We start from the raw sequence: 26325 nt of genomic DNA on the forward strand, positions 1-26325 counted from the left end.
TTAGCTTTCGTTTTGAGGTACGTAAAGCAAAATATACGCGTTCTCTCACATGATCCGTCTTTGGGCAAAAGTCCGTCAGTCGTCCTGATGGATGGGCTCATCGACAAATGCGCCGCCCTGGTAGACCGCGAGCGCGGAATCCGGCGCGGGCCGCGGGATCGTGTTCTCCAGTCCGGCGCGGAAGCGTTCGGCATTGTCCTTCGGATGCCAGCCGAGGAAACGGGCGTGGCTGTTATCCCACCACATCGAATCATTGTTGGAAACGCCCCAGATGACGGGGCATCCCAGCATCGGTGCCCGGAAAACGCATTCGATCAGGCTGGCAAAATCGTCATACGACATCCAGGTGGAGAGCATGCGATGGTTGCGCGGCTCCTCAAAACAGGAACCGATGCGAACGATTGCCGTCTCCTGTCCGAACTTGTCGTGATAGAGGCTGGCGATGGACTCGCCAAAGCATTTTGAAACGCCGTAAAGGCCATCCGGTCGCGTGGGCGCCTTTGCGTCGATATATTCGTCCTGTCGATAGAAACCGATCGTGTGATTGGAACTGGCGAAGATGATGCGCGGACGGCCATGCGCCCGCGCTGCCTCGTAGAGATTGTACATCCCGACGATATTCGCGTTCAGTATCTTGCTGAAAGACGCCTCGGTGGAAATCCCGCCAAGATGCAGAATGCCGTCACAGCCCTCGACAAGGCGCATGACCGCATCCAGATCGCCAAGGTCGCATTGCACAAGCTCTTCATGGGGCCCGGCCTCGCCCATATCGACAACATCGGAAAGGCGCAACAGTTCGGCCTGTCCGACCAGCTTTTCGCGCATCACGCGCCCCAGTCCACCCGCAGCACCGGTAATCAGAAGTCGTTTCACGAAAATCTCCATTCGGACGGGATAGGGCATAATTCGACCGTTCGGCTTGCGGCCACCGGCCCTCGCCTACGGTAATCCTATGGATGGAAAAGCAGCGTCCCCTCCCAGGCATCTCGCCGCTCTGGCCATCATACATGCCAGATGGTGACGGTCAACGCCGCCCGGACTCCACTCTGCTCAGTCCGAACCATGGGGATCATTGATCCGGCAACAGGCTTATCAGATTGTCGATCAGCGGAGACCGGTTATTCTTCATCGAAACCAGGCCCAGCCGTGCCAGAAGCGGCTCCCCCTTGATCGGCCTGTAAGTGACACCGGCCAGTTTGATCTGCGCAATGGCGGCGGGAACGATCGAGACGCCGAGATCGGCTGCGACCAGATTGACGACGGACGGCATCTGTGGCGCTTCCTGCGCCACGATCATTTCAAAGCCTGCCTTCCGGCAGGCCTCGACCACATCGTCATAAAGGCTTAGCCCCACTATGCGTGGGAAAAGCACGAATGCCTCGTTTGCCAGGGCTGAAATCGGGAGCTCAGGATGAACCGCAAGCGGATGATGGCTTGGCAGGGCGATCATCATCGGCTCGTCGGCCAGCCGCTTCACGCGCACATCCTTGGGGTTTTCGAGACCGGGTCGGATAAAAGCTGCGTCTACCTCGCCCCGCATCAGGCTCTGCATCAGGAGATGGCTGTTCATCTCGGTCAGGGTCAGCCGGACTTCGGGCCATCTGGCACGAAACTTTCGGATCGTACCGCTCACCACCGGATTGAACGCGGATGATGCGGTGAAGCCCAATGCAAGCCTTCCTGTCTCTCCGCGCGCGGCACCTTGCGCCGCAAGCCTCGCCTTCTCGGCGGCGGCAAGGGAAGCCTTGGCTTCGTCCAGAAACGCCGTACCTGCCGCCGTCAATTCTGCGCCGTGCGGTACGCGGTGAAACAGCGCCACGCCAATCTCGTTTTCGAGATCACGTATCTGCTGGCTGAGCGGCGGCTGGCCGATCCCGAGCTTGGCAGCCGCTCGGGTAAAATTACCCTCTTCGGCCACCGCCAGAAAATACCGTAGATGACGCAGTTCCATCGCCATATCCAAAAGCTATTAAAATCGTCACTTCCATATATTGGACAAATGGAACGGCTTTGACTAGATCGAAAAGCGGGAGGATTTGAAAAGGCAAAGTCATGTCACGCCTCGCAGAACGCAGCCTCGACAGCGTAAGAACACCGGAAAGCCAGCTCAAGCTCGTTTCAGCTCCCGCTGCGTCCGAACAAAGACATTATCTCACCAAGGGAACCCCAGCGTTTCGCAATGCGAGCATCGCGCTGTTCCTGTCAGGATTTGCAACCTTCTCGCTGCTCTACTGCGTCCAGCCGCTGATGCCGCTTTTCGCGCATGATTTCAATATCACGCCTGCGGCCAGTTCGCTGTCGCTTTCCGTTTCGACAGGCTTTCTCGCCTTCGCAATTTTCTGTGCCGCCGCCATATCCGAGCGCTTCGGACGCAGGACGCTGATGTTCGTCTCGCTTCTCGGCTCCGCGCTCTGCACGATAGCCAGCGCGATTGTGCCGGACTGGCATATGCTGCTCGCCATTCGCGCATTGCAGGGCTTGTTGCTGGGCGGCGTTCCGGCAGTCGCCATGACCTATCTTGCGGAAGAAATCGACCCTCGCGGCCTTGGCGCATCGATGGGGCTCTATATTGCCGGAAATGCTTTCGGGGGCATGGCAGGCCGCGTCATTGCCGGAACGCTTGCCGAATATTTCTCCTGGCGTGTCGGGCTCGCGGGCATGGGCCTGCTTGGACTGGCTGCATCGATCGGTTTTCTCTTCCTTCTGCCCCCATCGCAGAACTTCATTGCGCGTCCCGGCTTCAACGCACGATTCCACCTCGGCGCATGGCTCGGCCACATCCGCAACCCGGCGCTGCCGCTGCTCTTCGCCATCGGGTTTCTGGTGATGGGTTCGTTCGTCACCATCTATAACTATATCGGTTTCCGCCTCGTTGCCGCGCCCTATAGCCTTAGCCAGACGGCGCTTGGCGCTATTTTCACGGTCTATCTCTTCGGCATCGCAGCCTCCTGGCTTGCTGGCAGAATGGGTGACAGGCTTGGCTATTTCACGGTTCTTCCCATCGGCCTTGCCATCCAGGCCGCGGGCTGTCTTCTGACCCTGTTTGCGCCGCTCCCCGTCATCGTCGCCGGTATCATCCTTGTCACCGTCGGCTTCTTCGTCAGCCATTCGGTCGCCAGTGCGCTGGTTGGAAGGCTGGCGCTCCAGACCAAGGGTCATGCCTCATCGCTCTATCTGCTGGCCTATTATCTGGGTTCCAGCGTTGCCGGGGCAGCGGGCGGCTATTTCTGGACTGCCGACGGATGGTCCGCGGTCGCTGAGTTCACCTTCGTCATGCTCGCCCTTGCCTTTGCAGCGGCGTTGGGTGCAGCCCGTCTCTCCCGGCGGAAATGACGGCAGGCAAAAAGATAAAATTTTATGGAACCATATCCTCCACGGCGCGTTCATGCGGCTCGGAAGGAGAATTATTGCATGCAAATCGTCGATGCTCTGGTCAAAAGATGCGGCAAGGAAAATTCCTATCAGGTCGAATTCATCGGTGAAGATGGTGAGACTGTCTGCGTTTCCTTCCGCCACGATTCCGAGGAAGAATTGAGCCACCACGACGCCATTGCGAGCGCACTTGCAAAGATGGCGCCGCTCACGGCCTACGGGGCTGCGATTATCAGCATCCTGTCGGCCAACAAGTTGAACACAGCAGCAACCGCTGCCTGATATTGTCCAGACAGAGCCCCTGCGATCCAGCCGGACCGCAGGGCATTTGTGTCTGCCTGGATGGCCTTTCGTAACCGGTTCGGGATTGATATCCTTCTGGAAATTGCCTAGCTGCTTGACAGGAGCAAGGCGATCGACGGAGGTGCGGACATGAGCGAACTGGCCGATTGGCTATCGGACACCCATCCGGTTACGCGCAAGAATGCGGCAGAAGTCGTATTCGACGATATTCGTTCCGCCATTACATCCGGCCGTCTTGCGGTCGGCACCCGCCTCCCCTCCGAAACGCAACTGGCTGGCCGGTTCGGCGTCAGCCGCCCCATCGTGCGAGAAGCGTTGCGGTCCCTGCAGACGCTCGGCCTTACCCATACGCGGACAGGCAGCGGCACCTATGTCCTGAATGCTTCTCCCGCAAGCGAACTGAATTACGGCAGCTATTCGGCCCGCGATCTGATCGAAGCGCGCCCCTTCATCGAAGTCCCTGCGGCTGGCTGGGCAGCAAAGCGCCGCGACGCCGGGCAGCTCGCCCGTCTGCTCGAACTCTGCGACAAGATGGACCGCCAGACCGACCTCCAGAAGTGGGAGCTGCTCGATTCCGAATTTCATTGCGCCATTGCCGAAGCCTCCGGAAATTCGGTCTTTACCAAGATCGTGGCGGATGCGCGTGAAGCGCTGATCCAGCAATCCGAACTCGTCAACTTCATGACGGGCCGCCGCGAAGCATCGAATGTCGAGCATCGCCGTATCGCGGAAGCCATCGAGGCGGGATCGGAAGCTGAAGCCCGCACCGCCATGGAAGCGCATCTGAGCAAGGTCAAGACGGCGGTAACCACCATCATCGGCAGGGATGAGGTCAGCTGATATTTCCACAGGGTCGCCACCTGCCTTGGTGCCGAACCGGACCGGAACGCTGCTTTCGTGCCATTTTAGCAAATGCCGATAAAGCGTTCTTCCGGCTGAATTTTTCACCGCCAACATAGTTCAAGCGACACAAGCGAAGCTCGTCAGTTGGCGCGCGATACTTGACGCGCGTTCTGCGATATGCGTTAAAACCGCCCAAAACCTGTCATGCAGCTTTACAGAATACCCCATCAAACGGGATGAAATCCGTCCCTCATTGAATGGCTGGCGGCGTGCCCTAAGTGGCCTTGCACGCCCCATGGCCGTCCCCGCAAACCGCGCTCTCAGGGAGGAGCAATGCCGACTGAAACCATGAAAGCCGTCCCGGCCCCACGCGAAGTGTTCGTCGAAGAGGAACGCGGCTATCACAAGGCCCTGCGACCGAGGCAGATCCAGATGATCGCCATCGGCGGCGCAATCGGAACCGGGCTGTTTCTCGGCGCTGGCGGACGTCTGGCGCTGGCGGGCCCGGCTCTCGTCTTCGTCTATGCCCTGTGCGGGTTCTTTGCGTTTCTGGTGCTGCGCGCCCTGGGCGAACTCATCATGCATCGCCCCAGCTCCGGCTCCTTCGTCTCCTATGCCCGCGAGTTCTACGGCGAGAAGCTGGCTTTCGTGGCAGGCTGGATGTACTGGCTCAACTGGGCCATGACCTCGGTCGCCGACGTGACGGCGGTTGCGCTCTACATGAATTTCTTCAAGCACTATGTGCCTTGGCTGCAAGGCATCGACCAATGGATATTCGCGCTGACGGCGCTTGTCATCGTGCTGTCGATGAACCTCATGTCGGTCAAGGTGTTTGGCGAACTGGAATTCTGGTTCAGCCTCGTCAAGGTCATCGCGCTCGTGACGTTTCTGGTGGTCGGCATTTATTTCGTCGTGACCGGAACGCCGATTGATGGCCATCCGGCGGGTTTCAGCATCATCCCGAACAGCGGAGGCCTGTTCCCGAACGGCATATTGCCGGCCTTCATCATCATACAGGGCGTCGTTTTCGCCTATGCGTCCATCGAGTTGCTGGGCACCACGGCTGGAGAAACCGAAGACCCGCGCAAGGTCATGCCCCGCGCAATCCGCACCGTCGTGTTCCGCCTGCTGGTCTTTTATGTGGGTTCGGTCCTGCTGCTGTCGCTGCTTCTCCCCTATACGGCCTATTCCGCAGGCGAGAGCCCCTTCGTCACCTTCTTCGGCAAGATCGGCGTCGAGGGGGCGGATATCATCATGAACCTCGTGGTCCTGACAGCGGTTCTGTCGTCGCTGAATGCCGGTCTCTATTCCACGGGCCGCATCCTGCATTCCATGGCGATATCCGGCTCTGCACCGGCGTCTTTGGCCAGAATGAACAAGAACGGCGTTCCCTATATGGGCATTGCCGTCACCGCCGTCGTCACCGTGATCGGCGTCATTCTCAATGCTGTCGTGCCTGCGGAAGCGTTTGAAATCGCGCTCAATCTTTCCGCGCTCGGCATCATCACGGCATGGGGCGTCATCATCCTTTGCCAGCTCAAGCTTTGGCATCTCGCGCGCCTTGGTGAAATCGCGCGTCCGGATTTCCGCATGTTCGGAGCGCCCTATACCGGTATCCTCACGCTGGCATTTCTGCTGGGCGTGCTCGTCCTGATGGCGCTCGATTATCCGGTGGGCACCTGGACGATCGCTTCGCTGGCTATTATCGGCCCGGCCCTCATCGTCGGCTGGTATATGATGCGGGAACGCATCCATCGACTTGCCGCCGAACGTGCTGTAGACGCCAGCGTTCCTGATAAATAAGAGGATTCGGAAATATGACGCTTGCAACGCCGTCCATAGCGCTGATTACCACTGGCGGGACCATCGCCAGCAAGCGTGGGGAAAATGGAGCAAGCACGCCGGTCCTGTCGGGTGGAGACCTCATGGGACTGGTGCCGGGTGCGGAAGCAAAGCTTCGCGCCGTCAATCTGATGACCAAGGATTCCGCGAGCCTCACCCTTTCAGACATGCAACGTATCAGCAGTGCCGTCGAAGCCGAACTCGAGGATGGCGCGGTCGATGGCATCATCGTCCTGCACGGAACCGACGCGATGGAAGAAACCGCGCTGCTGGTGCAGTTGCAGTGTCGCATCGGCAAGCCGGTGATTTTTACCGGCGCGCAATTTACCGCCGACCACCCCGACGCGGACGGCCCGGAAAACATCGCCGCCGCCATTCGCCTTGCCAGCGATCCGTCCAATGCGGAAAAAGGCGTCCAGATCGCCTTCGGCGGACGCATCATCCCGGCGTGGGGAGCCTATAAATTCAGCAGCGACAATGGCGATGCCTTCCGCTCCGCCCGTCCGCTCATCGTCCAGAGCCCGGTGTTCCCTGCCCCGGTCGGCGATCGCCGCGTCGACCTGATTGCCATCTATCCGGGCTGCGACGCCCTCCATATTGAAGCGAGCATTGCAGCCGGTGCAAGCGGCGTCGTGCTTGCGGCGCTCGGTTCGGGCAACGCCACGCCTTGCATTGTCGAAGCCGTCCGCGAGTGTACCCGCCGCAATATCCCGGTCGTGGTTTCAAGCCGCGTGCCGGAAGGCCTGCTGGTCCCCGGCTATGGCGGCGGCGGCGGCGGATATGATCTTGGCGAAGCGGGCGCCATCCATGCGAGCACGCTTCGTCCCGGTCAGGCCCGCATACTGCTTGCCGCGCTGATCGCCAGCGGCAGCACCAGAGAGGCGATGGTGCAGGCTTTCAGCGACTATCGATAAAGGCGGTTTAGCTCGGAAACTGGCGATAGCATTCTTCCGCCACCTGCCGCAGCCGGTCCCGCGATATCTCGCCGCTCACCGCATAACCGAGATCTTTGTCGATCCAGTAGAAGGTTTCGACGCCGTCGCTCGAAGCGAAGCGAAAACTCGTATCGCGGTTATCCGGATTGCGCCCGACGATCACCGAAAGCCGCTTTCCCGTCTCGTCTTCATACAAGAAGAAAGCGCCAGCCTTGCCCCCGACCGGCAAGAGGCGTCCGCCGACAAGCTGAAAGCCGAGGGAGCGGAGATCGGGTAGCCGAAGGTCGGCTATGTCGAGCCTTTTGCCAAGCCATGCCGCCAGATGTGCTTCTTCGTTGGAAAAGACCTCGACCGGATGCCGCACTTCGCTGGCATAGATGAGATAGGCCGCCTGAGCCTGCTCCGGCAGGGTCTGCACGCTGGCGAGTTGCGGCGCATTTTCCGAAAGCAGGCGCGAACCTGCAAAGCCGCCCGCACCGCCGATCAGCAAGGCCGCCAGAACGGCAGCAGCAACGGCTCCGTGATAGGTTCGCGACTGGCGCGTTTCCGCCTGCCGGATCATTCCGGCGTCTTCGTTCCGGGGCTCGGCATAGCGGGAAAATAAGTGCCTGATCCCCTCGTTCTGCCTGCGCCATTCGTCGGCCAGCGCCGCCTGTTCGGGGTTTTCATCAAGAAGCCCGGCAATGCGCATATGCTCTTCTTCGGACAATTGTCCGTCGACAAAGGCAAGCAGTTCCGCTTCGGTTATGGGAGAATTGGAGGCTGTCATCGGTTTCTCCGAAGCGTTACGATATTTGAGCCGTTCATATGTTCGGCAAGGCGATTGCGCGCTCGCGACAGCCGGGACATGACGGTTCCTACTGGTATGCCCAGCATTTCCGCCGCCTCGCCATAGCTGTAGCCTTCGACGACGATGAGCATCAGCACCGCGCGGTTATCTTCCAGCAGGGTGTTTATCGCCTCTTCCAGCTGCTGCAACTGGAACGGATCGGTTTCGGAAGCCGCAACGCTGACATTCTCGGCGGCGTCCAGCGTTTCGTGCCGGGTGCGCGCGCGGCTTTTATAGCCGTTGCGATAGAGGTTGGTCATCATCGTGAGTATCCACCCACGCAGGTTGAGGCCGCGCCACTGGCCGCGACGGGCCAGTGCCTTGGCCACACAGTCCTGCAGCAGGTCCTCGCCTTCCGCATCGGACTTTGCAAGGCTGCGCGAATAGCGCCGCATGACCGGCAGGAGGGCCAGAAGCTGGCCCTCGAAAGTTTCCGGAGCGGGATGGCTCACATCAGCCTCATGGCTTTGCGACGTGCCAGACCCCATTAACGCCGTCTCCGGTCACATCGCCGGGCTTCTTGTCCTTCACCCAGTAATAGAGCGGCATTCCATCCTTTGCCCATTGCTCGCTGCCATCCTTGCGCTTGACCAGCGTATATGCGCCTGAAGCCTTCGCCCCCTTCATCGCCTTGAAGGGCGGCCAGTTTTTCGCACAGGTATCATAGCAGCTGGATTCGCCCTTGCTATCCTTGTCGAAAGTATAAAGCGTCATGTCCTTGGCGCCTGCCAGGACCTGCCCCTTCGAGCTTTCCATCGTCTTGACGGATGGCGCTGCGACAGCAGCGGACGCCGCGACTGCTGCAATTGCCAGTACGGACATAAAACCAAACGTTTTCATGATTTGCCTCACAGGGTTCCAATCGCGACATGCGATATGGAGGTAAGACAATCGGCAACCGCGATTTATTCCCGCAGGCGCAGATTTTTTTCAGTTCCGTGCTTTGCAGGGGCACACGCGGCATTGATTAGCAGGCAATAAATTATTATGTATAGCTACACATATAATAGATAGCTATACAATGTCTCAATCAAAACTCGATCTCGAAGCGGCCTTCACCATGGAGCTGTCCACGGCCGCGCGCAAAATGCGCAACCTGTTCGATTCCCGTGTTCGCGAACGCGGGCTGACGCTGGCGCGCGCCCGCGTGCTCCTGCTTCTGGCCCAGGAGCGCGACTGGAACCAGCGCGAGCTGGCGGATGCGCTGGAAATCGAGCACCCATCGGTGGTGCGCCTTCTGGATGGCCTTGAGAAGCAGGGTTTGATCTATCGTGCCGCAGTCGAAGGCGACCGCCGCGCGAAACGGATCGAACTGACCGACGAAGCGCAGGCACAGGTGCGCGAGTTGCAGGAAATCACCCGCAGCATCCGGTCGGAGCTTTTGCAGCGCATCGACAGGCCCACGCTGGAAGCCGCGTTATCGGTGCTTCGGGAAATCAGCCAGACGGTAGAGACGACGCTCGCGGATAAAGACCGCTAGAACCATGTCGGAAGAAAACAAAGCCAATCAATCAGACCAGACACCCCCGGCAGCGCAACCGGCTGCGGCACCGCCCGCTCCGCATATGCCGGTTTACATTTCGGCCATCTATATTGCAGCGTCCATCCTCATGTGGTCGACACGCGGTCTCAGCATGTATTTCATTTCTGCCAATACGCAGCAGATACAGGGGTCACTCGGCGCAACGCTGACGGAAACTTCATGGCTGATCGCGGCCTATATGGCTCCCTATGCCAGCCTGACGATCCTTCTCGTCAAGATCCGCACGCAGTTCGGCCTGCGCCGCTTCGCGGAAATCGCCATCGCCGTCTTTCTGGTGTCCTCGCTCTTGCATCTGCTCGTCTATGACATCTGGTCGGCGATCCCGATCCGCTTCATCGCGGGTGCGGCTGCGGCACCGGTTTCGACGATCGGCTTTCTCTACATGCTCGAAGCCTTTCCTCCGCCCAAGAAGATGACGTGGGGCCTCAGCCTCGCGCTCACCTGTTCGGCTGCGGCAGGCCCGCTGGCGCGCGTCATCTCGCCGTTGCTGTTCGACATCGGGCAATGGCAGCAGCTCTATATGGTCGAGATCGGCCTGTCGCTCGCCGCCTTCGCCGTGGTCTATATTCTGCCGATGACACAGGCCCCGCGCGCCAAGGTGCTGCACTGGCTGGATTTCGTCGCCTATGGGCTGATTGCCATCGGCTTCGGCCTTCTCGCGGTGGTTCTGGTTCAGGGAAAGAATTACTGGTGGTTTGAAGCGCCGTGGATCGGCATATGCCTTGCGATCTCGATAGCGGCGCTGGCCTGCGCCGCCGCGCTCGAGCTCAACCGCGAGCAGCCGCTGATGAACCTGCACTGGCTGTTCTCGCCGGAAATCCTGCGCTTCACGCTGATCCTCTTCATATTCCGCATCGTGCTTGCCGAGCAGACGACGGGCGCGGTCGGTCTCTTTCAGGCATTCGGCCTGCAGGACGGCCAGAGCCGCGGGCTTTATCTCGTCATTCTCGCCGCTTCGCTGGCGGGCGGCATTGCCTGCGGCATTTGGATGAAGCTGGAACGTGTATCGTTCATCTTCGGGCTGGCATTGGTTTTCATCGCGGTCGGCGCCTTTCTGGACAGCCATGCGACCAACCTTACCCGCCCGCACAACGCCTATCTCAGCCAGGGCCTGATCGCCTTCGGCGGCGCCCTGTTCCTGCCTCCGGCCATGCTTGCGGGCATTACCAAGGCCCTCAAACAGGGACCGACCTACATGACGAGTTTCATCGTCATCTTCCTTTTCACGCAGAATATCGGCGGGCTTATCGGTTCTGCCGTATTCAGCACGTTCATCACGATCCGGGAGAAATACCATTCCGCCTATCTGGTGGAGCAACTGGTCATGTCCAACCCGATAGTCGCCCAGCGCGTTCAGGCGCTATCCGGCACCTATGCGAAGGTTCTGGCCGATCAGGGACTGACCAGGGCCGAAGGGCTGGCGCTTCTCGGGCAACAGGTCACCAAGGAGGCGACGGTGCTGTCCTATAACGATGCCTTTCTCGCGATCTCCGTCATTGCGGTCCTCTCGCTCGCATGCCTGATCGCCTATCGCCTCTATGAAAACATGCAGGCCCGCCGCCATAGTGCGACGATGGCTGGTTAAATCGACGAGTAATGAAGATGTTAGTTGGAAAACAGTATATTCGCGGCGGTCTCGCCCTCATCATCGGCCTTGCAGGTGTCCTGATGGTACTGTGGGCGTGGCAGTTGCCGCCGTTCAAGCACAGCGTCGAGACGACCGACAATGCCTATGTCCGCGGTCAGGTGACCGTTATCAGCCCGCAGGTCGCCGGCTATGTCACCAAGGTCAATGTGAACGACTATCAGTCCGTGAAGCAGGGCGACCTCCTTTTCGAGATCGACAGCCGCAGCTATCAGCAGAAGCTGGATCAGGCGCTGGCCGCGCTCAACAGCAAGAAGGCAGCGCTCGCCAATTCGGAACAGAGCCAGCGCTCGGCGGAAGCGACGATCCAGTCGCGGCAGGCGCAGATTTCCGGCGCCAAGGCAGCACTTGAGGTTGCCGAAGCCAATGCCAAGCGCGTCGAGGCATTGCTGCCGCGCGGCGTGACCACGCAAAGCTCCGCCGACACGGCGCATGGCAGTCTGCTTCAGGCACAGGCCGCAGTGGAGGAAGCGGAAGCCGCGCTGGCCGTCGCGCAACAGGACCTGCAATCCATCATCGTCAATCGCGACAGCCTCAATGCCGATATCGCCAATGCGGAAGCAACTGTCGAGCTGGCGCGGATCGACCTTCAGAACACTCATATCATCGCCCCGCGTGACGGCACGCTCGGCGAAGTGGGCGTGCGGCTTGGGCAATATGTGACAGCGGGAACGCAGCTCGTCTCCGTCGTGCCGAAGTCCAAATGGGTGATGGCCAATTTCAAGGAAACACAGCTCTACGGCATGAAGGTCGGCCAGCCGGTCACGTTCACCGTCGATGCGCTGCGCCATGCGAAGCTGACCGGGCGTATCGAAGCCTTCGCGCCTGCCGCCGGTTCAGAGTTCAGCGTGATCAAATCCGATAACGCCACCGGCAACTTCACAAAGATCACGCAACGCCTTTCCGTTCGCATCGCCATCGACGAAGATCAGCCGGATGCAGCACGTCTGGCGCCGGGCATGTCGGTGGTCGTCCGTGTCGACACCAATGCGGAGCCGATTGCAAACTAGAACAACCGCAGCTTTCTGGCATGAAAAGCCTCGGCATAAGTCTCGGGCGCACGGCATTCCATGCCGCGCAGCCGCGCCAGACCGCGAAATGTTTCGGAGTCGAACCAATCCTTGGAGCGCTGGGTGCCGAAGTGCTTCATCAACAGTTCGATCTTGCGATCCATGATTGCGACCGGTAGCGCCGAATAGGCGTTGGGCTGGCCCAGATCGCCATCCCATTTCGGAATTTCATATTCGAGGATCACCTGATCCCGAAACAGGTTCCATGTCAGTTCATTGACCGTCCGGTGATCCTGATGAGCGTCGCCATGGCGATGGGTGAACACCATGTCCGGCACCCTTCGCCCGCGCTGTTCGATCAGCCATTGCTTGATTTCGCGGCCCTGCGCGGGAAAGTAGCTATCCTCGAAAGAGGCGAGATGAATGTTGAAACTGTCTATCCCACGCAGAAAATCGCGGGCTGAAGCTTCCGCCTCCGCCCGCCTTTCCTCATTTCCCGAAAGCACGCACCATTCCACATGCAGCGGCGCGCCGCTCTCGATCAGGCTGAGAAGCGTGCCGCCGCAGCCGATCTCGATATCGTCCGAATGCGCGCCCAGACAAAGCAATTGCAGCGGGCGGCTGTGATTTGCGAGCGAACGCAGGTCGATCATAGCGCTATCGCGACATTGGTGGCGCGGCGCCTGGCCTCTTCCGCCTTGTGCCTCTTCCAGGGCATGTCGCCCTTCTCCACCATATCCTCAAGCGTCTGCCAGTCGCGCAGCGTATCCATGGAGCGCCAGAAGCCCTCATATTTATAGGCCATCAGCTGGTTTTCCGCGATCAGGCGGCCAAACGGCTCCAGCACCAGTTCCTCACCCTCGCGCATATAGTCGAAGATCTCCTTGCGGAAGAGGAAGTAGCCGCCATTGATCCAGATGTCCGAAGTGTTCGACGTCCGGAAAGCACGCACGTCGCCGCCTTCGGCAATATCGGCAAGGTGATAGGTCAGCGGCGGACGGACGGCGAGAAAACAGGCGATCTTGCCGCTGGCACGGAAGCGTTCCGTCATGTCGTCGAGGTCTACATCGCTGAGACCATCGCTGTAATTGGCGAGGAACATGTCCTCGTTCGCCACATGCGACCGGGCGCTCCACAGTCTTTCGCCGATATTGCGCCATATGCCGGTATCGAGCAGCGTGACACTCCAGTCGCGATCCACTTCCTCAAGCAGTTGCACATTGCGCCCGCCATCGGAAACCACACAGTCCGCAAAGGTCTGTGGGCGGATGGTCAGGAAGAAATCCTTCACGACATTGGCCTTGTAGCCGAGGCACAGAACGAATTCGTTGTGCCCGTAATCGCCGTAATATTCCATGACGTGATGCAGGATCGGCTGATGGCCGAGCGGGATCATCGGCTTCGGTATATTCTCCGAATATTCGCGAATTCTGGTTCCAAGACCGCCGCAGAACAGAACGACTTTCATGATTACCGCTCCTCAGTGAGTAGTGCCGGATCAATCAACGTGACGTGCGGAATGGGAATGATGAACTTCGCCCCCCATTCGACCACGTGCTGCATTTGCCGGATGATCTCATCCTTGAAGTTCCACGGCAGGATGAGGATGTAATCGGGCCGGTACTTGTCGATTGCCGATACATCATAGATCGGAATGTGCATGCCGGGCGTGAAACGGCCATGCTTGTACGGGTTTCGATCCACCGTGAAATCCAGGAAATCCGTGCCGATGCCGCAATAGTTCAACAGCGTGTTGCCCTTGCCCGGCGCGCCATAGCCGCAGATGCGCTTGCCCGCATTCTTGGCGGCGATCAGGAAGGACAGGAGATCGCGCTTGGTACGCCGGGTCTTTTCGGCGAACTGCTCATAGGTCGAAATCTCGTTGAGGCCGAAACTCTCTTCGCGCTTCAGGAGTGCCGCGACACGCGGTCCCGCCTTCCGCTTGCTGCTGTTATGCGCAAGATACACCCGCAGCGACCCGCCATGGGTCGGCAGTTCCTCCACGTCGATGACCTTGAGGTGGTGGCGATGCGCCATGAAGCGGATCGTCAGCAGCGAGAAATACGAGAAATGCTCGTGATAGATGGTGTCGAACTGGTTCTGCTCGATCAGGTTGGCGAGATGCGGAAACTCCAGCGTGATCACACCTTCCGGCTTCAACAGCAGTTGCAGGCCACGAACAAAGTCATTGAGATCAGGCACTTGCGCCAGAACATTGTTACCGATCAGGAGGTCGGCCTTGCGTCCTGCGCCGACCAGTTCGGCGGCAAGCGTCGAGCCGAAGAAATCCACGCGCGTCGGCACGCCCTTGGCGATTGCCGTTTCGGCCACATTGGCCGCCGGTTCGATGCCAAGGATCGGGATGCCCTTCGGCAGAAAATGCTGCAGCAGATAGCCGTCATTGCTGGCGATCTCGACCACGAAGCTGTTTTCATTCAACCCCAGCCGCTCGGTGATCTCGTCGCAATAGGTCTTCGCATGGCTGACCCAGCTTGTGGCAAAGGATGAGAAATAGGCATATTCGGTGAATATCTCGGCAGGCGAGAAATACTCCTTCAGCTGCACCAGATAGCAATGATCGCAGACGAGCGCATAGAGCGGGTAGTATGGCTCCATACGGTCCAGGCGATCCGCGGTGATGAAGCTTTCACAAGGCGGCGACATACCGAGGTCGACAAAGCTATGCTTGAGTAGTTTACCGCACAGCCGACAGCCGGTCTGCTCTTGCGCCATGCTCGTGCTCCGCGAAATATCCGGCGTCTGGATGGTCATACGTCATTCCTCGCCTTTTAAACCTATATGGCCGGGTCTTCTGTAGGGTTGAATTCCGATCCGCGTCGGATAGCCAAAACTACTAAGCGGTCTAAAAATTGCCGAGACTGTCATCAGGGGCGAGCCGTACATACGATCGGGCGCAACATTCACCGGATGGACTATGAAGCGTAGATACCCGATCTTCGCCCAATGGCGATGGGGGCGTAGGCGCGTACCTCTTTCGGGCAGGGTCGGCTCATCCGCAAGCCTGCCAAATGCGTCGAAGAAGGTCCTATCGCCCGAAATACCCGCTGGCAGAATGACGCTTGCACAAATCGGGGCACGACATGCGTTTCACTTCGCTCAATATTGACGGCGCCTGGTCCATCGAGCCTGAAAGGCTTGAGGACGAGCGCGGCTGGTTTGCACGCGTCTTTTGCGAAGGCGCCTTCGCCGAGCGCCAGATGGAAACGCATTTTCCGCAGCACAGCCTCTCCTTTTCCCGCGAGGAAGGAACGTTGCGCGGCCTGCATTATCAGAGCGAGCCGCACTCGGAGACAAAGCTCGTCACCTGCCTGCAAGGCGTGATCTGGGACGTTCTTGTCGATCTGCGTCCGCATTCGCCAACCTATCGGCGCTGGACCGGCGTGGAGCTTTCAGCGGAAAACGGCGTGCAGCTCTATATTCCGGAAGGCTGCGCGCACGGTTTCCAGACCCTGACGCCTGATGTGCTCGTGCGATACATGATCTCGAAGCCCTATGCGCCTGATTATGCAACAGGTTTGCGCTATGATGATCCTTCATTGGGCATTCCCTGGCCCAACAGGCCGAGCGTCATTTCCGACAAGGATCTGGCGTGGCCGCTGCTTTAGGTCGCCGCCAGCAAACCCGCATCGCGGAGCCGGTCGGCCGCATCGGCAAGGGTTGCGAAGGGCAATTTCGCCCGCTCTGCCATATCGAGGATGGAATGCTCGCCATCCGCCAGATTGAGCACCCATAACAGCGCCATTGCGTTTTGTGCGGCACGGCTGTCGCCGCCCGTGCTTCCATAAAGCCCGCGCCTTCCAAGCTGCGGTTCTCCCTTTGGAGAAAGGTTTACTGGACGCCAGTTTCGTTCAGCGATTTCAATGGCCTGCATGACCAAGTTGAAAGATTGATCGAGATATTCGGGTTTGATGAAATCGAGATTGTCGGCCGATGTGTGGTATTCGGGAAAAGTGCCATAAAGGCTGCGCTGGAACATGCCGACCGGTAGATCGAATCCCGGCGAACAGAACTGGCGCTCGTCATAGCCATAGGGCCAGAAATCATGGAGCGCCGCATCGGCGCGGCCGGCAAGCACATGGCCCATGATCCGATCGATCTCGGCATCGCCGCGACGGCTGCGCTTGTAGTTCGGCCCGCCCGCATCGCCGACGCAGGACAGGACCAGCCCATGCCGCACCAATCCCAGATGCGCCTCGTTCTGTTGAAGCCATGCAAGCGCGCCGAAAGTCGCCGGACCGAAAAGCAGGCGATAGGTCAGGCGCGTGCGCCTTGATTGCAGCACTTCGCCGAGGTGGGCCAGCAGCGCCAGTCCGGAGCAATTGTCATTGGCGAGCGACGGATGGCAGAGATGGGCTGACAGGATAAACGTCTCGTCGGTCTCTCCCCGGTGAATGAACTCGCCGAAGGTCAGAAAGCCGTCGCGCCGCTCCGCGTCGATCACAACGTCATAATCGCCATCCTGCATCACCAGAAATTCAATATGCGCCATGCAGAAACCCCATCCCTCCGCATGATAACAGGTACGGTAGGGAATGAGGTCCGGCTGGTCGGGCAGCGTATGAATATGCGCCTTCAGCGCACCGAGCGGCATTCGCGCCCGCACGCCCACGCTGAAATTCACCACATGCAGATTGTGCCGGGCGAAATCGACGATGCGATTGCCGCTCGTATCCGCGATATAGGCCTCACGAATGATCCATTCCTGCGGCGCTTTCCAGTCGTAAAGCGGCGTGCCGCTCGGCACCTGATGGACCGTCAGCGGCAGATTTTCGCCGATGATGGCGAGCGTCTCGCGCACGCCGTCGCCCGCCAGACTGCGGCAAAGCGGATAAAGGCGGGCAGCAAGTTCGTATATGGCCGTTCCGTCCGTTGGCGGTGGAACGGCCCATTCGGTGCTTCTGCCCGCCCCCGTATCCATCATGCCGTGGCCCGCAGAGGTTGCGACTGTTCTTCGACACGCCGCAGATCGGCATCCAGCACGCCTTCGGCTATCAGCTTGCGGATATGGGCGATGCGCTGGAACCGTGGCCCCTCGAACTCCTCAAGCGTGAGGGTCGAGCGGCTATAGGCTGCAAGCAGTTCACGCGTGCCGGCAACGGCATCCCATTCCGGCTTGGCTTCCGGCAGCACCCGCGCCAACTTTTCAAAACTGACGCGATAGGAGCGCGTATCCGGCCCCGCATCATCCGCATATTCGATGCGGCAATCGGGGACATTCTCGGCAACGATCCCCGCAATATCGCGGATGCGGTAATTGTGCTCGGTCGAGCCGACATTGAAAGCCTCATTCCAGACTTTCTCGCGCGGGGCTTCCATCGCCACCATGAAGGCGCGGGAAATATCGCGAATATGGACGATGGGACGCCAGGGCGTGCCGTCGGACTTGAGATAGATCAGTCCCTTCGTCACCGCCCATGCCACCAGATTGTTGAGCACGATATCGAAGCGCAGGAAGGGCGAAACGCCGTAGGCGGTCGCGGGCCGCAGATAGACCGGGCAGAAGCTTGCATCGGCGAGTTCCCGGATTTCCTGTTCCGCCCGCACCTTGGACCGGCCATAGGCCGTTACCGGCTTCAGGTCGCCGGTTTCATCGATCAGGTCGGCATCGCTGATGCCGTAATTGCTGCAGGATGAGGCAAACAGAAAACGCCCCACACCGGCGCGCTTGGCAGCTTTGGCCATGGCGACGCTCGCCCGGTGATTGATGTCGTAGGTCAGTTCCTCATTGAGATTGCCGAGCGGATCGTTGGAAAGTGCTGCAAGATGAATGACCGCATCGAACCCCTCGAGATCGCGCGGCGACACATCGCGCACGTCCTTGCGAATGGTCGGCACATTCATCACCGCGCCGCCTTCTTCAAAATGGCAATGTTCGTAAAGGCCAATGTCATAGCCAGACACTTCATGCCCCGCATTTATCAGGACCGGCACCATGACCGACCCGATATAGCCCTGATTGCCCGTAACCAGTACCTTCATGTCCGACTCCTCAAGCTTTGATAAATGCATGTTAGCGATGGAGGGCGGGAGCGACGACTTGACCGAAGGCATGTCCGGTTAGGACAAGCGTTTATGAAAGGGGGAAAAGGGCGTATCGCCTACTCCTTTCGGATGCAGCGCAGGCGCTCGGTGCTGCCGATCAGCAAAAGCCAGTCGGTTCCCCCGCCCGCGTTTTTTGCCTGCGCGGGCATATAGGTCGCAACCGTTCCCTCGATCTTCGGCGGGCCCGCATCCGCGAACATGCCGGAAACCGGATCGAACCAGATTGCCTTCCTGCCTTGCCCGACCGCTTGCTTTGCCACCGCAAAGCCGTCGGCGTCGCCATAGATGACCGACAGCGTGCCATCAGGCAGGGACGAGGCGTAGCTTTCCGGCTTCAATGCGATCCGCTTTTCACGATCAGGTTGCAAATGCGGCCATGGCAGCCTGTCGAACAGTTTCTTCATCACGGTCATCGATCGCGCGCCGGGGCTGCCGAGCGCTTCCTGCCAGCTGCGGTCAGCGTTGAAGATACCGGGGCCGGTGAAATGCCAGATCGGGTTATTGCCGAAGAACTGTCCGGCGGCACCGGCCAGAAGCGCGCCATAGGCATTGCGGCGGATCATGCGCGCCGTGGCTTCGCGCTCGAACTCATAGGCGCCTTCCAGCAGGATGACGGGCATCCTGCCCGCTTGCCGCCGGGCAGAAATCGCCGCATGAACATCGTCATAGGTATAAACCGTATCGAGGCTCAGCCATGGCTGGTCGGCCCAGAGTTCCGCCGTATCGGTGTTGCGGCCGGAATGTATCGTCTGGAGCGCATTGGGGGAAACCAGCGCTATGCCCTCGGCCAGATCAGAGACGAGCTGGCGATCCGGCGCATTGAAATCACCGCCCAGAACCCAGACGATATTGTGAAATCCGGCAAATCGCCGGGCAATCGCTTCGCCATAGCCCCGCATTTTCGCCGGTCCCGCAGCCTGAACCTTGGAAAACCAGCCCTGACTGTTGCCGTTGACGCCCAGATAGGCGGGCGCCAGAAAGACAGCCATTCCCAGTTGCTCCGCCCGCCCGATCACCCAGGCGGCATGGTCGAAATATCTCGGATTGAGCTCACCGAACGCATCGCCCTCGAAGGGCTTCTCTCCATAGGCATTGGCAGGCGGATGGCTGGAAAACCGGTGTTCGAGAAGATTGACCAGAATGGCGTTGAAGCCGCGCTTCCTGCGATCCTGAAGATAGATTTCGACGTCTTCCCGTTTCAATTCGGCGATCAGCGACCATGCCGTATCGCCCTGCAACAGGAAGGGCTTGCCCATCGCATCCTCGAAAATACGTCCGTCCTCAGCGACCCTGATCGGAAACTGGCCAGCCGCATGGGACGACCCTGCCGCCATAGACAGCAGGATCGTGGCGATCAGAACCGCCGCGAGGCGCTTCATCGCATCGCGGGCGGATAGGTCGGCGCTTCGTTGAAGCGGCGATAGACCACCTGCGAGGGACGCCCGGTCAGATAGGAACCTACCCCGTCATTGAGGGCGCGAACATAAATGCCGAGCGCACCGTCGATTGCATCCACCGTGCGCGCAATGTCGGTGTCGCTATGGGTGTAGCTGACGACCAGCGACGGCATCAGCACGCCGCGCCGGATCGTCTCCTGAAGGAACAGCGTGCGGAAAGCCTGCGACGACTGGCCCGCTTCATCGAGCGTTCCATAGGCAAGGCAGCACGGACGCCCGAACAGGCGAACATGGTTCTGAAGTCCGTGGGCGGCAATCGCCGCATTCACGCCCGCCGCCAGTTTGGAACCCTGCTCATAGAGCCTTTCGATCACCGGTTCGTCGCGATAGATCGTCATCGTGGCAATCGCCGCCGCCATTGCATGGGTTTCCGCGCCATGGGTGGTGGAAAGCAGGAACACACGGGGGTGATCCGTCTGGATCAGACCGCCAAGCTGCATATATTCCGCCTTGCCCGCGAGCGCCGAAATGGCAAACCCGTTACCCAGCGCCTTGCCGAAACAGGAAAGATCGGGTTCGACATCGTAAAGCTTCTGCGCCCCGCGCATATGCCAGCGAAAGCCGGTAATCATCTCGTCCAGAATGAACAGGGCCCCGTTTTCATGGGCGATGCGCCTTGCTTCGTGCAGGAAATTGTCCTGCGGCTCATCGGCCTTGGCGGGCTCCAGGATAATGGCGGCGATCCGCCCCGGATAATCGTCGAACACGGCCTGCACGCTTGCGATGTCGTTGTAGCGGAAAGTCGCCGTCAGGGCCGAGACCGATGCGGGAATGCCCGCATTCATTTTCGTGGTTCCGATAAACCAGTCATCGGTCGAGAAGAATGGATGATCGGCGCAGCAGGCAACCATGTCGCGCCCGGTATAGGCGCGCGCCAACCGCACCGCGCCTGAAGTCGCATCGGACCCGTCCTTGCAGAATTTCACCATGTCCGCGCTGTCGATCAGCTCGAGAAAGCTTTCCGCGCATTCGACCTCGATAGCGCTCGGGCGTGTGAAATTGCATCCATCCTGCAAGGCATCGCGCACCGCGCGGACGACTGGCGGATAGGCATGACCGAGCCCGACGGCGCGATTGCCCATGCCGTATTCGATATATTCATGGCCGTCGACATCGAAGACATGCGAGCCGGAGCCGCGCTGGATGAAGCCGGGCGCCAGAACCGGATACTGGTCGTCGCCCTTGGCATAGGTGTGACAGCCGCCGGGAATAAGCGCATGCGCCTTGCTGGCGAGCAATTGCGAATTGCGGAACTGCGGTGTGAAAAGGTTCATGCCCTTCTCCTTTCTATTCACAGGTCATGCTGCCGACCATCCCGCATGCAGGCGCTCGCGCATCTGGCGCAGCCAGTTCTTCACGGGCTTCGGCAGGCGGCTGCGCAGGCTGGAATGAAGCGCGTTCGGCATCGCCCATTGCGAAAGCGCCAGCGGCGGGGCGATGGCAGGGCGTTCCGCCGCCAGATGTTCGAGCAGGCCCGCATAGGCGCGCCCGACAACATCATTGTCGAACACCGTTTCCACCTTCTGCCGGGCGGCGGTGGCCATGCCCGCAAGCAGTTTCCGGTCACTGGCAAGCCGTTCGATATGGCGTGCCGCCTGGCGAAAATCGCCGACGCGGAACAAGAGCCCGTCCTCGCCATCGGTGACGATGGTATCCGTCACGCCGGCGATCCTCGATACAACCGCAGGGCAACCCTGGCTCATCGCCTCGATGAGCGTGAGGCCGAACCCTTCGAAGCGCGAGGGCATGACCAGCACGTCATGCTGGCTGACCCGCCACGGAACATCGGAAGGCGCAACCCAGCCGGTAAAGCTGACGTTATCGCCAAACGGCGCCAGACGGCGGCGCAGTTCCGCCAGATCGGGGCCGTCACCGGCGACTGTCAGGTGATAGGGGCAGTTGAGCTCGCGCAATATGTTCGGCAGCCAGAAAATGCCCTTGGAGTTGTCCTCGATGCGCCCGAGATAAAGCAGGCGCAGCGGCCCGCTTTCGTCCTGCTTCGTCACATTGCGCGCCAGATGAATATCCCGGTTCAAACCGTGCGGGATGACCAGAGTCCGGGCGGCATCGAAGCCGTGCTGGCGGACGAGGTCATCGCGGCAGCGCTTTGAAACGCCAACCGTCGCATGGACATGATCGCGGATCGCCCTTGCCGCCGCATAGGTGCCGGGCGTGATGTTGTGCACGATCATGACGCGCAGGATATCGGCAGGCAGATAGCGCACCAGATTGGTTTCAAAACGGTTCGCGAGAACATTGACGAAAACGGCGTCGAAGCGATTGTCGCGCAGAAAGCCGATCATGTGCCGGGCGCGGGTTTCTTCATCCAGCAGCCCCATGCGGTCGATCGCATCGCCCTTGCGCAGCGCATCCTCAAGCCCCTGCCCGCTTGGCACGTTGACCGTATCGCCAGCAGCGCCCGCCGCAAGCCAGCGAAGCTCGATCCCGGACTGGCCGAGCGACGAACGCAGCCGCGTGAAGACCGAATAGGTCCCGCCGATGTGAGGACGGACAAAGTAAGCACATTTCATGGCCAGAACCTTGTTGCCCACCTTGCAAGGGAGAGAAGACTTCGAGGGAACAACTCCCTCGAAGCCTTACTCCGGTATATCGGGGGGCAATGGATATACCGCAGGCCAGTGTATCGAAATCGCAACGCTGCGCATTTCGGCTATGAGGGGTACATGCCCTCCTACAATAGAGGATGGTGTTCACCCTTCTGCCAGTTTTCCCGACAGCGCGTCCGGCATTAGCTTCTAGCTGTAGCGGGAGACACGCGTATGAGAATTGGACTTTTCGGGCAGTTTGGTTCCGGCAATACCGGCAATGACGGTTCGCTGGAGGCCATGTTGCAGCTTTTGAAACGCAATTGCCCCGGCGCTCAACTTGTCTGTATCTGTTCCAGACCCGACATCGTTGCGCAGAAGTTCGATCTTACGGCCCGTCCGGTCTCTCAGCCCTACCCGTCCAACTGGCTGCTGCGCGCCGTCAACAAGGCCATGCTGCATGTTCCGCGCAGAGCAGTCGGCTTCTGCTGCGCGCTGCTACTCGCTTCCCAGCTCGACCTCATCGTCGTGCCGGGAACGGGCATTCTGGACGACTTCAACGAGAACCCGTTCGGCTGGCCTTTCGCGGTGCTGCGGTGGTCTCTCGCAGCGAGGCTCACCGGCACGCGCATGATTTTTGTGTCGATCGGCGCCGGGCCCGTCAGTCATCCATTGAGCCGGCGCTTCGTTCGCTGGGCCTCGACGCTTGCCGCTTTCCGCTCCTACCGGGATCAGGTTTCGCACGACTTCATGAAGCAGCTCGGCGTTGCCCCTTCCGGCGATTTCGTCAGTGCTGATATCGCCTTCGCGCTGCCGACGGCTCCCGATGGACGACAGGACGAAAGGGATCAATGTGTCGGCATCGGTGTAATGTCCTATCGCGGGTGGAAGAAGAAGAGCAGTGACGGGGATGCCGTTTACGCCGATTACCTCGCCAAAATGACCACACTTGCAAAAAGACTTCTTGGTGACGGACGGCAGGTCCGGCTGCTGATCGGCGACAAGGGCGACATGGAAGCGGCGCGCGATATACTGGAGCAGCTTGGCCCGGCGGAAGCGGGCAAGGTGATATTTGAACCCTCCGCATCCCTGCACGACCTCATGCAGCAGATCGCAAGGACCGACATCGTGGTCGCCAGCCGCTACCACAATATCGTCTCAGCCCTTGCCATGGGGCGTCCGGCAATTTCACTCGCTTATGCGAGCAAGAACGATGCCTTGCTGCACGATACCGGGCTTTCGGCATTCTGCCACCGGATCGATAGTTTCGACCCCGAAACCATTCTCTCCCAGATCGATTTTGCCTTTGCGGAGCGAACGGCATTGACCAGACAAGTCGAGGCGGGCGTGGAGCGCTATCGAAGCCGGCTGGCCGGACAGGAAGAAATCCTTCGCGCCCTTTTTCTCGATCCGACAACGCAGAAGGCTGATTGCGCGGCCCAGTCATGCACCCCGTCCGTTTCGCCAGGCGGATCGTTTCAACAGGTAGTCGAACGGGGGCATGACTGCCAGTAAGGGCTCCCGCTTCAGCGCGAACGCCATCAGCGAACCCGCCACTTTCGGCTGCCGCGCCAGACTGGAGATCGCAGACCAGTAGGCGCGCTTGGTCAGGCAATCCCGCACCATCGCGAACAACCGGTCCCGTTGCGGCAGGCTGGCACCTTCGTGCTCGAAAAAGGACCGGAAGCCGGCCTCGAATTCCCGATTCCAGTTCAGGATGCCATTCACCGCCGCCGACTGGTTCTGCGGATGCGAACGCGCGAAAGCCTGTATCCGGTTCGTCGATGCAACGCATCCACGCATGGCGATGCGCAGCCACATCTCCAGATCGTCCGTATGGGATAGCGACGTGCGGTAATATCCAGCCTGTTTTTGGATCGCGGTCCGCACCACCGCCGTCGGACCGATCACCGGGTTAATCGCATACCGGCATGCAAATTCTATGAATTCTTCCCCGGACCGTATTCGCCATTCATCCGGCACGGTGTCTGCAACGGCCAGAGGTGGCTCGCCGTCATCGGCCTTCATCCTTCCGGTCGCACCGTGCGCCAGATGAACGTCCTCCTGTTGCGAAAGCAAACCTGCCGCCCTTTCCAGCGCACCGCCTGCCAGCAGGTCATCCGAACACAGGATCAGGAAATAGTCCGATGCGGCCCAGTCTATGCCTTCGTTGAACGAAGCATGCGGCCCCCGGTTCTTCCGGCGCAGAAGCAATTCCACACGGCTGTCCCCGGCAGCAAGGCCCTTCGCCACGTCGACGCTGTTGTCGGTCGAGGCATTGTCAATAATGAGCAGGCGGACATTGACGCCTGTCTGTCCCAGAACGCTGTTGGCGCAGAGGGAAAGATAGCGGCCATAGTTGAAATTGGGGATGACAACGTCGATCGTCGGCAGTCTGTTTTCGCCCATGACCCGCCGCCCTATTCCGCAAGCCTGGAAGCTGGCGGATGCACGCTCCGCGTCCGGATCTTACCGGCAAGCCAGCCCAGTATCGGTTCAACCTCGATGATGAAGGGATGCCGCACCACGAACAGCGCGCCAAGCCAGCTGAATGCCGCGATGAGGCCCATCACAACGCCGCGCGACCAGTGAACTTCGAGCGAAAAGCCGTTCGCCGCCACCATGGCAAGCGGTATGGCGAGCGTGATCAGGGTTACGAGCCCGCTTCTCAGCAAGGCCCGGCCAAGCACCGCATAGGAAAAGGCCACATGCCTGCGCACGAACACGATGGCGATGACCATCTGGATCGGCAGGCTGATGAACTGGCCGAGCGCAACGGCAAGCAGCCCGTAGAAAGCGGCGGCGCTGATGACGGTGACCGCCACCAGCCGCGAAATCAGGTTGGACAGGAATGCCTCGCGGTTCTGGCCCAATGCCATCAGCAGCGGATAGGTCAGGATGGATGGAAACCAGAAAAGGCAGGCCAGGCTGAGGATCGCGACGATGGGTGCCGCTTCGGACCAGCCGGGACCGAGAACGATATGCACCGCCGGATAGGCAAGGAGCGCAAGCAAAGCCTGCGCAGGCCAGTAGACCACGGTGATATAGGACAAGGCCCGTATGTAGGATTGGCTGATATCGGCTCCTTCACGGACCTGTGCCGAAAGCATCGGAAACGCAACCGTGAAAACGGCGGAAAGGATGATGCGATCCGGCAGGCCGCTCAGCGTGTCGGCACGATTGTAGATTCCGACCGCCGATATCGGCATGAAGCGCCCGAGGAGGAGCTGCGGAAGCGTCATGCAGATCTTGTTCAGCCCGGCATTGCCGCCAAGAAAAATCCCGAACCGCCAGGCCGTATCGAAACTGGCCAGCGATGGGCGCAGCAAGGTGCCCAAAGGATGGATCGCAACCGCCAGCCCCGTCGTCATCAGCGCGCTTGCCAGCAGGCCGAAGGCAAAACACATATGCCCGAACCCGCAGAAGGCCATGGCAATGGTTACAAGTGCGCCGAGCCCGGAGCCTGCGGTCCGAATGCGCGCCAGTCTTCCAAAGGCCATTTCGCGCCTCAACAGCGCAACGATCGGCAAGGACAGGCTTTCGACCAGCGCAGCCACAATCGTGATGCTGAGGAAAAGCTTCAGTTGCGGATCATTGTAGGTTTCGGCGAAGTAGCCCAGCGAGAGATAGAGAGCGGCGGACAGCAGGACCGTCACGCTCATCAGGAACGTAAGCGAAGTCCGGATGTCCTGATCGCGCACCTTGTCGATCTTGATCAAGAACTCCGGACTGGCGAATTCACGCAGTGAAAACACGATTGCCGTAAGGCTGAGGCCAATCACACCCATTCCGGTTTCCGCTGGCCCCAGAAAGCGCGATACCGCAGCAACCGTCACGAAGTTGAAGAGCAGCCCCGCATACTGCTCCAGCGCCGCCATGAGAAAGCCTCTGCGACCGCCATTCATGATGCGCTCCAACAAGTGGTATTCCCCGGCGC

At 59.8% G+C, this 26325-nt stretch carries 25 protein-coding genes; 10 read left to right on the plus strand and 15 right to left on the minus strand.

The window, feature by feature from the left end; all coding sequences use genetic code 11:
- Window positions 1-75 precede the first annotated feature (75 nt).
- Together JNC63_RS01040 and JNC63_RS01045 are read right to left on the minus strand one after the other, a co-directional pair.
- Window positions 76-873 (minus strand): NAD-dependent epimerase/dehydratase family protein, encoded by a 798-nt coding sequence (locus JNC63_RS01040; protein WP_075041577.1) that lies wholly within the window; start codon window positions 871-873, stop codon window positions 76-78.
- Between the two features lie 196 nt (window positions 874-1069).
- Window positions 1070-1951 carry a LysR family transcriptional regulator gene (locus JNC63_RS01045; RefSeq protein ID WP_075041578.1) on the minus strand — a complete coding sequence of 294 codons (882 nt, stop codon included), beginning with the start codon at window positions 1949-1951 and terminating at the stop codon, window positions 1070-1072.
- 101 nt (window positions 1952-2052) lie between these two features.
- On the opposite strand from JNC63_RS01045, the gene JNC63_RS01050 reads away from it, so the two are divergent.
- From JNC63_RS01050 to JNC63_RS01070, 5 genes are all read left to right on the plus strand, one after another.
- Window positions 2053-3333: an MFS transporter gene (locus JNC63_RS01050; RefSeq protein ID WP_075041487.1), complete on the plus strand. Its 1281-nt coding sequence runs from the start codon at window positions 2053-2055 to the stop codon at window positions 3331-3333.
- Between the two features lie 78 nt (window positions 3334-3411).
- Complete coding sequence (locus JNC63_RS01055) at window positions 3412-3654, plus strand: hypothetical protein (protein WP_374846101.1); 243 nt, start codon at window positions 3412-3414, stop codon at window positions 3652-3654.
- Window positions 3655-3804: 150 nt separating this feature from the next.
- Window positions 3805-4515, plus strand: coding sequence for a FadR/GntR family transcriptional regulator (locus JNC63_RS01060; protein ID WP_075041489.1), 711 nt, complete (start codon window positions 3805-3807; stop codon window positions 4513-4515).
- Between the two features lie 336 nt (window positions 4516-4851).
- Entirely contained in the window at window positions 4852-6321 is a 1470-nt protein-coding gene (locus tag JNC63_RS01065) for an amino acid permease (protein ID WP_075041490.1), read from the plus strand.
- A 14-nt stretch (window positions 6322-6335) separates the two neighbouring features.
- On the plus strand, window positions 6336-7274 hold the full coding sequence (locus JNC63_RS01070; protein ID WP_075041491.1) for an asparaginase: 939 nt from the start codon (window positions 6336-6338) through the stop codon (window positions 7272-7274).
- Window positions 7275-7281: 7 nt separating this feature from the next.
- Here JNC63_RS01070 and JNC63_RS01075 read toward each other — a convergent pair whose 3' ends face one another.
- Genes JNC63_RS01075 through JNC63_RS01085 form a run of 3 tightly spaced genes read right to left on the minus strand, consistent with a single transcriptional unit; the run spans window position 7282 to window position 8964 of the window.
- Window positions 7282-8064, minus strand: coding sequence for an anti-sigma factor family protein (locus JNC63_RS01075; protein ID WP_075041492.1), 783 nt, complete (start codon window positions 8062-8064; stop codon window positions 7282-7284).
- Window positions 8061-8612 carry an RNA polymerase sigma factor gene (locus tag JNC63_RS01080; protein WP_075041493.1) on the minus strand — a complete coding sequence of 184 codons (552 nt, stop codon included), beginning with the start codon at window positions 8610-8612 and terminating at the stop codon, window positions 8061-8063. The genes JNC63_RS01075 and JNC63_RS01080 overlap by 4 nt, the downstream gene beginning before the upstream one ends.
- Window positions 8584-8964 carry a COG4315 family predicted lipoprotein gene (locus tag JNC63_RS01085; protein WP_063620460.1) on the minus strand — a complete coding sequence of 127 codons (381 nt, stop codon included), beginning with the start codon at window positions 8962-8964 and terminating at the stop codon, window positions 8584-8586. Before JNC63_RS01085 ends, JNC63_RS01080 begins: the two co-directional genes overlap by 29 nt.
- A gap of 181 nt (window positions 8965-9145) precedes the next feature.
- Between JNC63_RS01085 and JNC63_RS01090 the strand changes: the two genes are divergently transcribed.
- The 3 genes from JNC63_RS01090 to JNC63_RS01100 are packed head-to-tail and all read left to right on the plus strand — an operon-like array spanning window position 9146 to window position 12322.
- A complete protein-coding gene (locus JNC63_RS01090; RefSeq protein WP_075041494.1) occupies window positions 9146-9604 on the plus strand; it encodes a MarR family winged helix-turn-helix transcriptional regulator in 459 nt (152 codons plus the stop codon).
- Between the two features lie 4 nt (window positions 9605-9608).
- A complete protein-coding gene (locus tag JNC63_RS01095) occupies window positions 9609-11252 on the plus strand; it encodes an MFS transporter (RefSeq protein WP_075041495.1) in 1644 nt (547 codons plus the stop codon).
- A gap of 17 nt (window positions 11253-11269) precedes the next feature.
- Entirely contained in the window at window positions 11270-12322 is a 1053-nt protein-coding gene (locus tag JNC63_RS01100; protein ID WP_006470344.1) for an HlyD family secretion protein, read from the plus strand.
- Here the strand turns inward: JNC63_RS01100 and JNC63_RS01105 are convergent.
- From JNC63_RS01105 to JNC63_RS01115, 3 genes are read right to left on the minus strand one after another with little or no spacing between them, the layout of a single operon-like run.
- On the minus strand, window positions 12319-12975 hold the full coding sequence (locus JNC63_RS01105) for a PIG-L deacetylase family protein (RefSeq protein ID WP_075041496.1): 657 nt from the start codon (window positions 12973-12975) through the stop codon (window positions 12319-12321). The genes JNC63_RS01100 and JNC63_RS01105 overlap by 4 nt on opposite strands.
- The gene (locus JNC63_RS01110; RefSeq protein ID WP_063620463.1) at window positions 12972-13790 is read right to left on the minus strand and encodes a sugar phosphate nucleotidyltransferase; all 819 of its coding nucleotides are present in this window, start codon (window positions 13788-13790) and stop codon (window positions 12972-12974) included. Before JNC63_RS01110 ends, JNC63_RS01105 begins: the two co-directional genes overlap by 4 nt.
- A 2-nt stretch (window positions 13791-13792) precedes the next feature.
- Window positions 13793-15094: a class I SAM-dependent methyltransferase gene (locus tag JNC63_RS01115; protein WP_021585523.1), complete on the minus strand. Its 1302-nt coding sequence runs from the start codon at window positions 15092-15094 to the stop codon at window positions 13793-13795.
- A gap of 329 nt (window positions 15095-15423) precedes the next feature.
- Between JNC63_RS01115 and rfbC the strand changes: the two genes are divergently transcribed.
- Window positions 15424-15948, plus strand: coding sequence for a dTDP-4-dehydrorhamnose 3,5-epimerase (rfbC, locus tag JNC63_RS01120; protein ID WP_075041497.1), 525 nt, complete (start codon window positions 15424-15426; stop codon window positions 15946-15948).
- Here the strand turns inward: rfbC and JNC63_RS01125 are convergent.
- From JNC63_RS01125 to JNC63_RS01145, 5 genes are all read right to left on the minus strand, one after another.
- A complete protein-coding gene (locus JNC63_RS01125; protein WP_075041498.1) occupies window positions 15945-17264 on the minus strand; it encodes a DUF4910 domain-containing protein in 1320 nt (439 codons plus the stop codon). The two genes, rfbC and JNC63_RS01125, sit on opposite strands and share 4 nt — an antisense overlap.
- A complete protein-coding gene (locus JNC63_RS01130; protein WP_075041499.1) occupies window positions 17261-18322 on the minus strand; it encodes an NAD-dependent epimerase/dehydratase family protein in 1062 nt (353 codons plus the stop codon). The genes JNC63_RS01125 and JNC63_RS01130 overlap by 4 nt, the downstream gene beginning before the upstream one ends.
- 119 nt (window positions 18323-18441) lie before the next feature.
- Window positions 18442-19764, minus strand: a complete 1323-nt coding sequence (locus JNC63_RS01135; protein WP_075041500.1) for a glycoside hydrolase family 140 protein — start codon at window positions 19762-19764, stop codon at window positions 18442-18444.
- The gene (locus JNC63_RS01140; RefSeq protein ID WP_113368532.1) at window positions 19761-21116 is read right to left on the minus strand and encodes a glutamate-1-semialdehyde 2,1-aminomutase; all 1356 of its coding nucleotides are present in this window, start codon (window positions 21114-21116) and stop codon (window positions 19761-19763) included. The genes JNC63_RS01135 and JNC63_RS01140 overlap by 4 nt, the downstream gene beginning before the upstream one ends.
- Window positions 21117-21140: 24 nt before the next feature.
- The gene (locus JNC63_RS01145; protein WP_075041579.1) at window positions 21141-22373 is read right to left on the minus strand and encodes a glycosyltransferase family 4 protein; all 1233 of its coding nucleotides are present in this window, start codon (window positions 22371-22373) and stop codon (window positions 21141-21143) included.
- Window positions 22374-22622: 249 nt separating this feature from the next.
- On the opposite strand from JNC63_RS01145, the gene JNC63_RS01150 reads away from it, so the two are divergent.
- Window positions 22623-23903: a polysaccharide pyruvyl transferase family protein gene (locus JNC63_RS01150; RefSeq protein ID WP_075041502.1), complete on the plus strand. Its 1281-nt coding sequence runs from the start codon at window positions 22623-22625 to the stop codon at window positions 23901-23903.
- On the opposite strand, the gene JNC63_RS01155 is transcribed toward JNC63_RS01150, so the two are convergent.
- Complete coding sequence (locus JNC63_RS01155; protein WP_075041503.1) at window positions 23832-24797, minus strand: glycosyltransferase; 966 nt, start codon at window positions 24795-24797, stop codon at window positions 23832-23834. The genes JNC63_RS01150 and JNC63_RS01155 overlap by 72 nt on opposite strands.
- Before the next feature lie 11 nt (window positions 24798-24808).
- Window positions 24809-26293 carry an oligosaccharide flippase family protein gene (locus JNC63_RS01160; protein ID WP_075041580.1) on the minus strand — a complete coding sequence of 495 codons (1485 nt, stop codon included), beginning with the start codon at window positions 26291-26293 and terminating at the stop codon, window positions 24809-24811.
- Window positions 26294-26325 lie beyond the last annotated feature (32 nt).

It is taken from the genome of Brucella ciceri (genome assembly GCF_041930145.1).
Lineage (GTDB): Bacteria > Pseudomonadota > Alphaproteobacteria > Rhizobiales > Rhizobiaceae > Brucella > Brucella intermedia.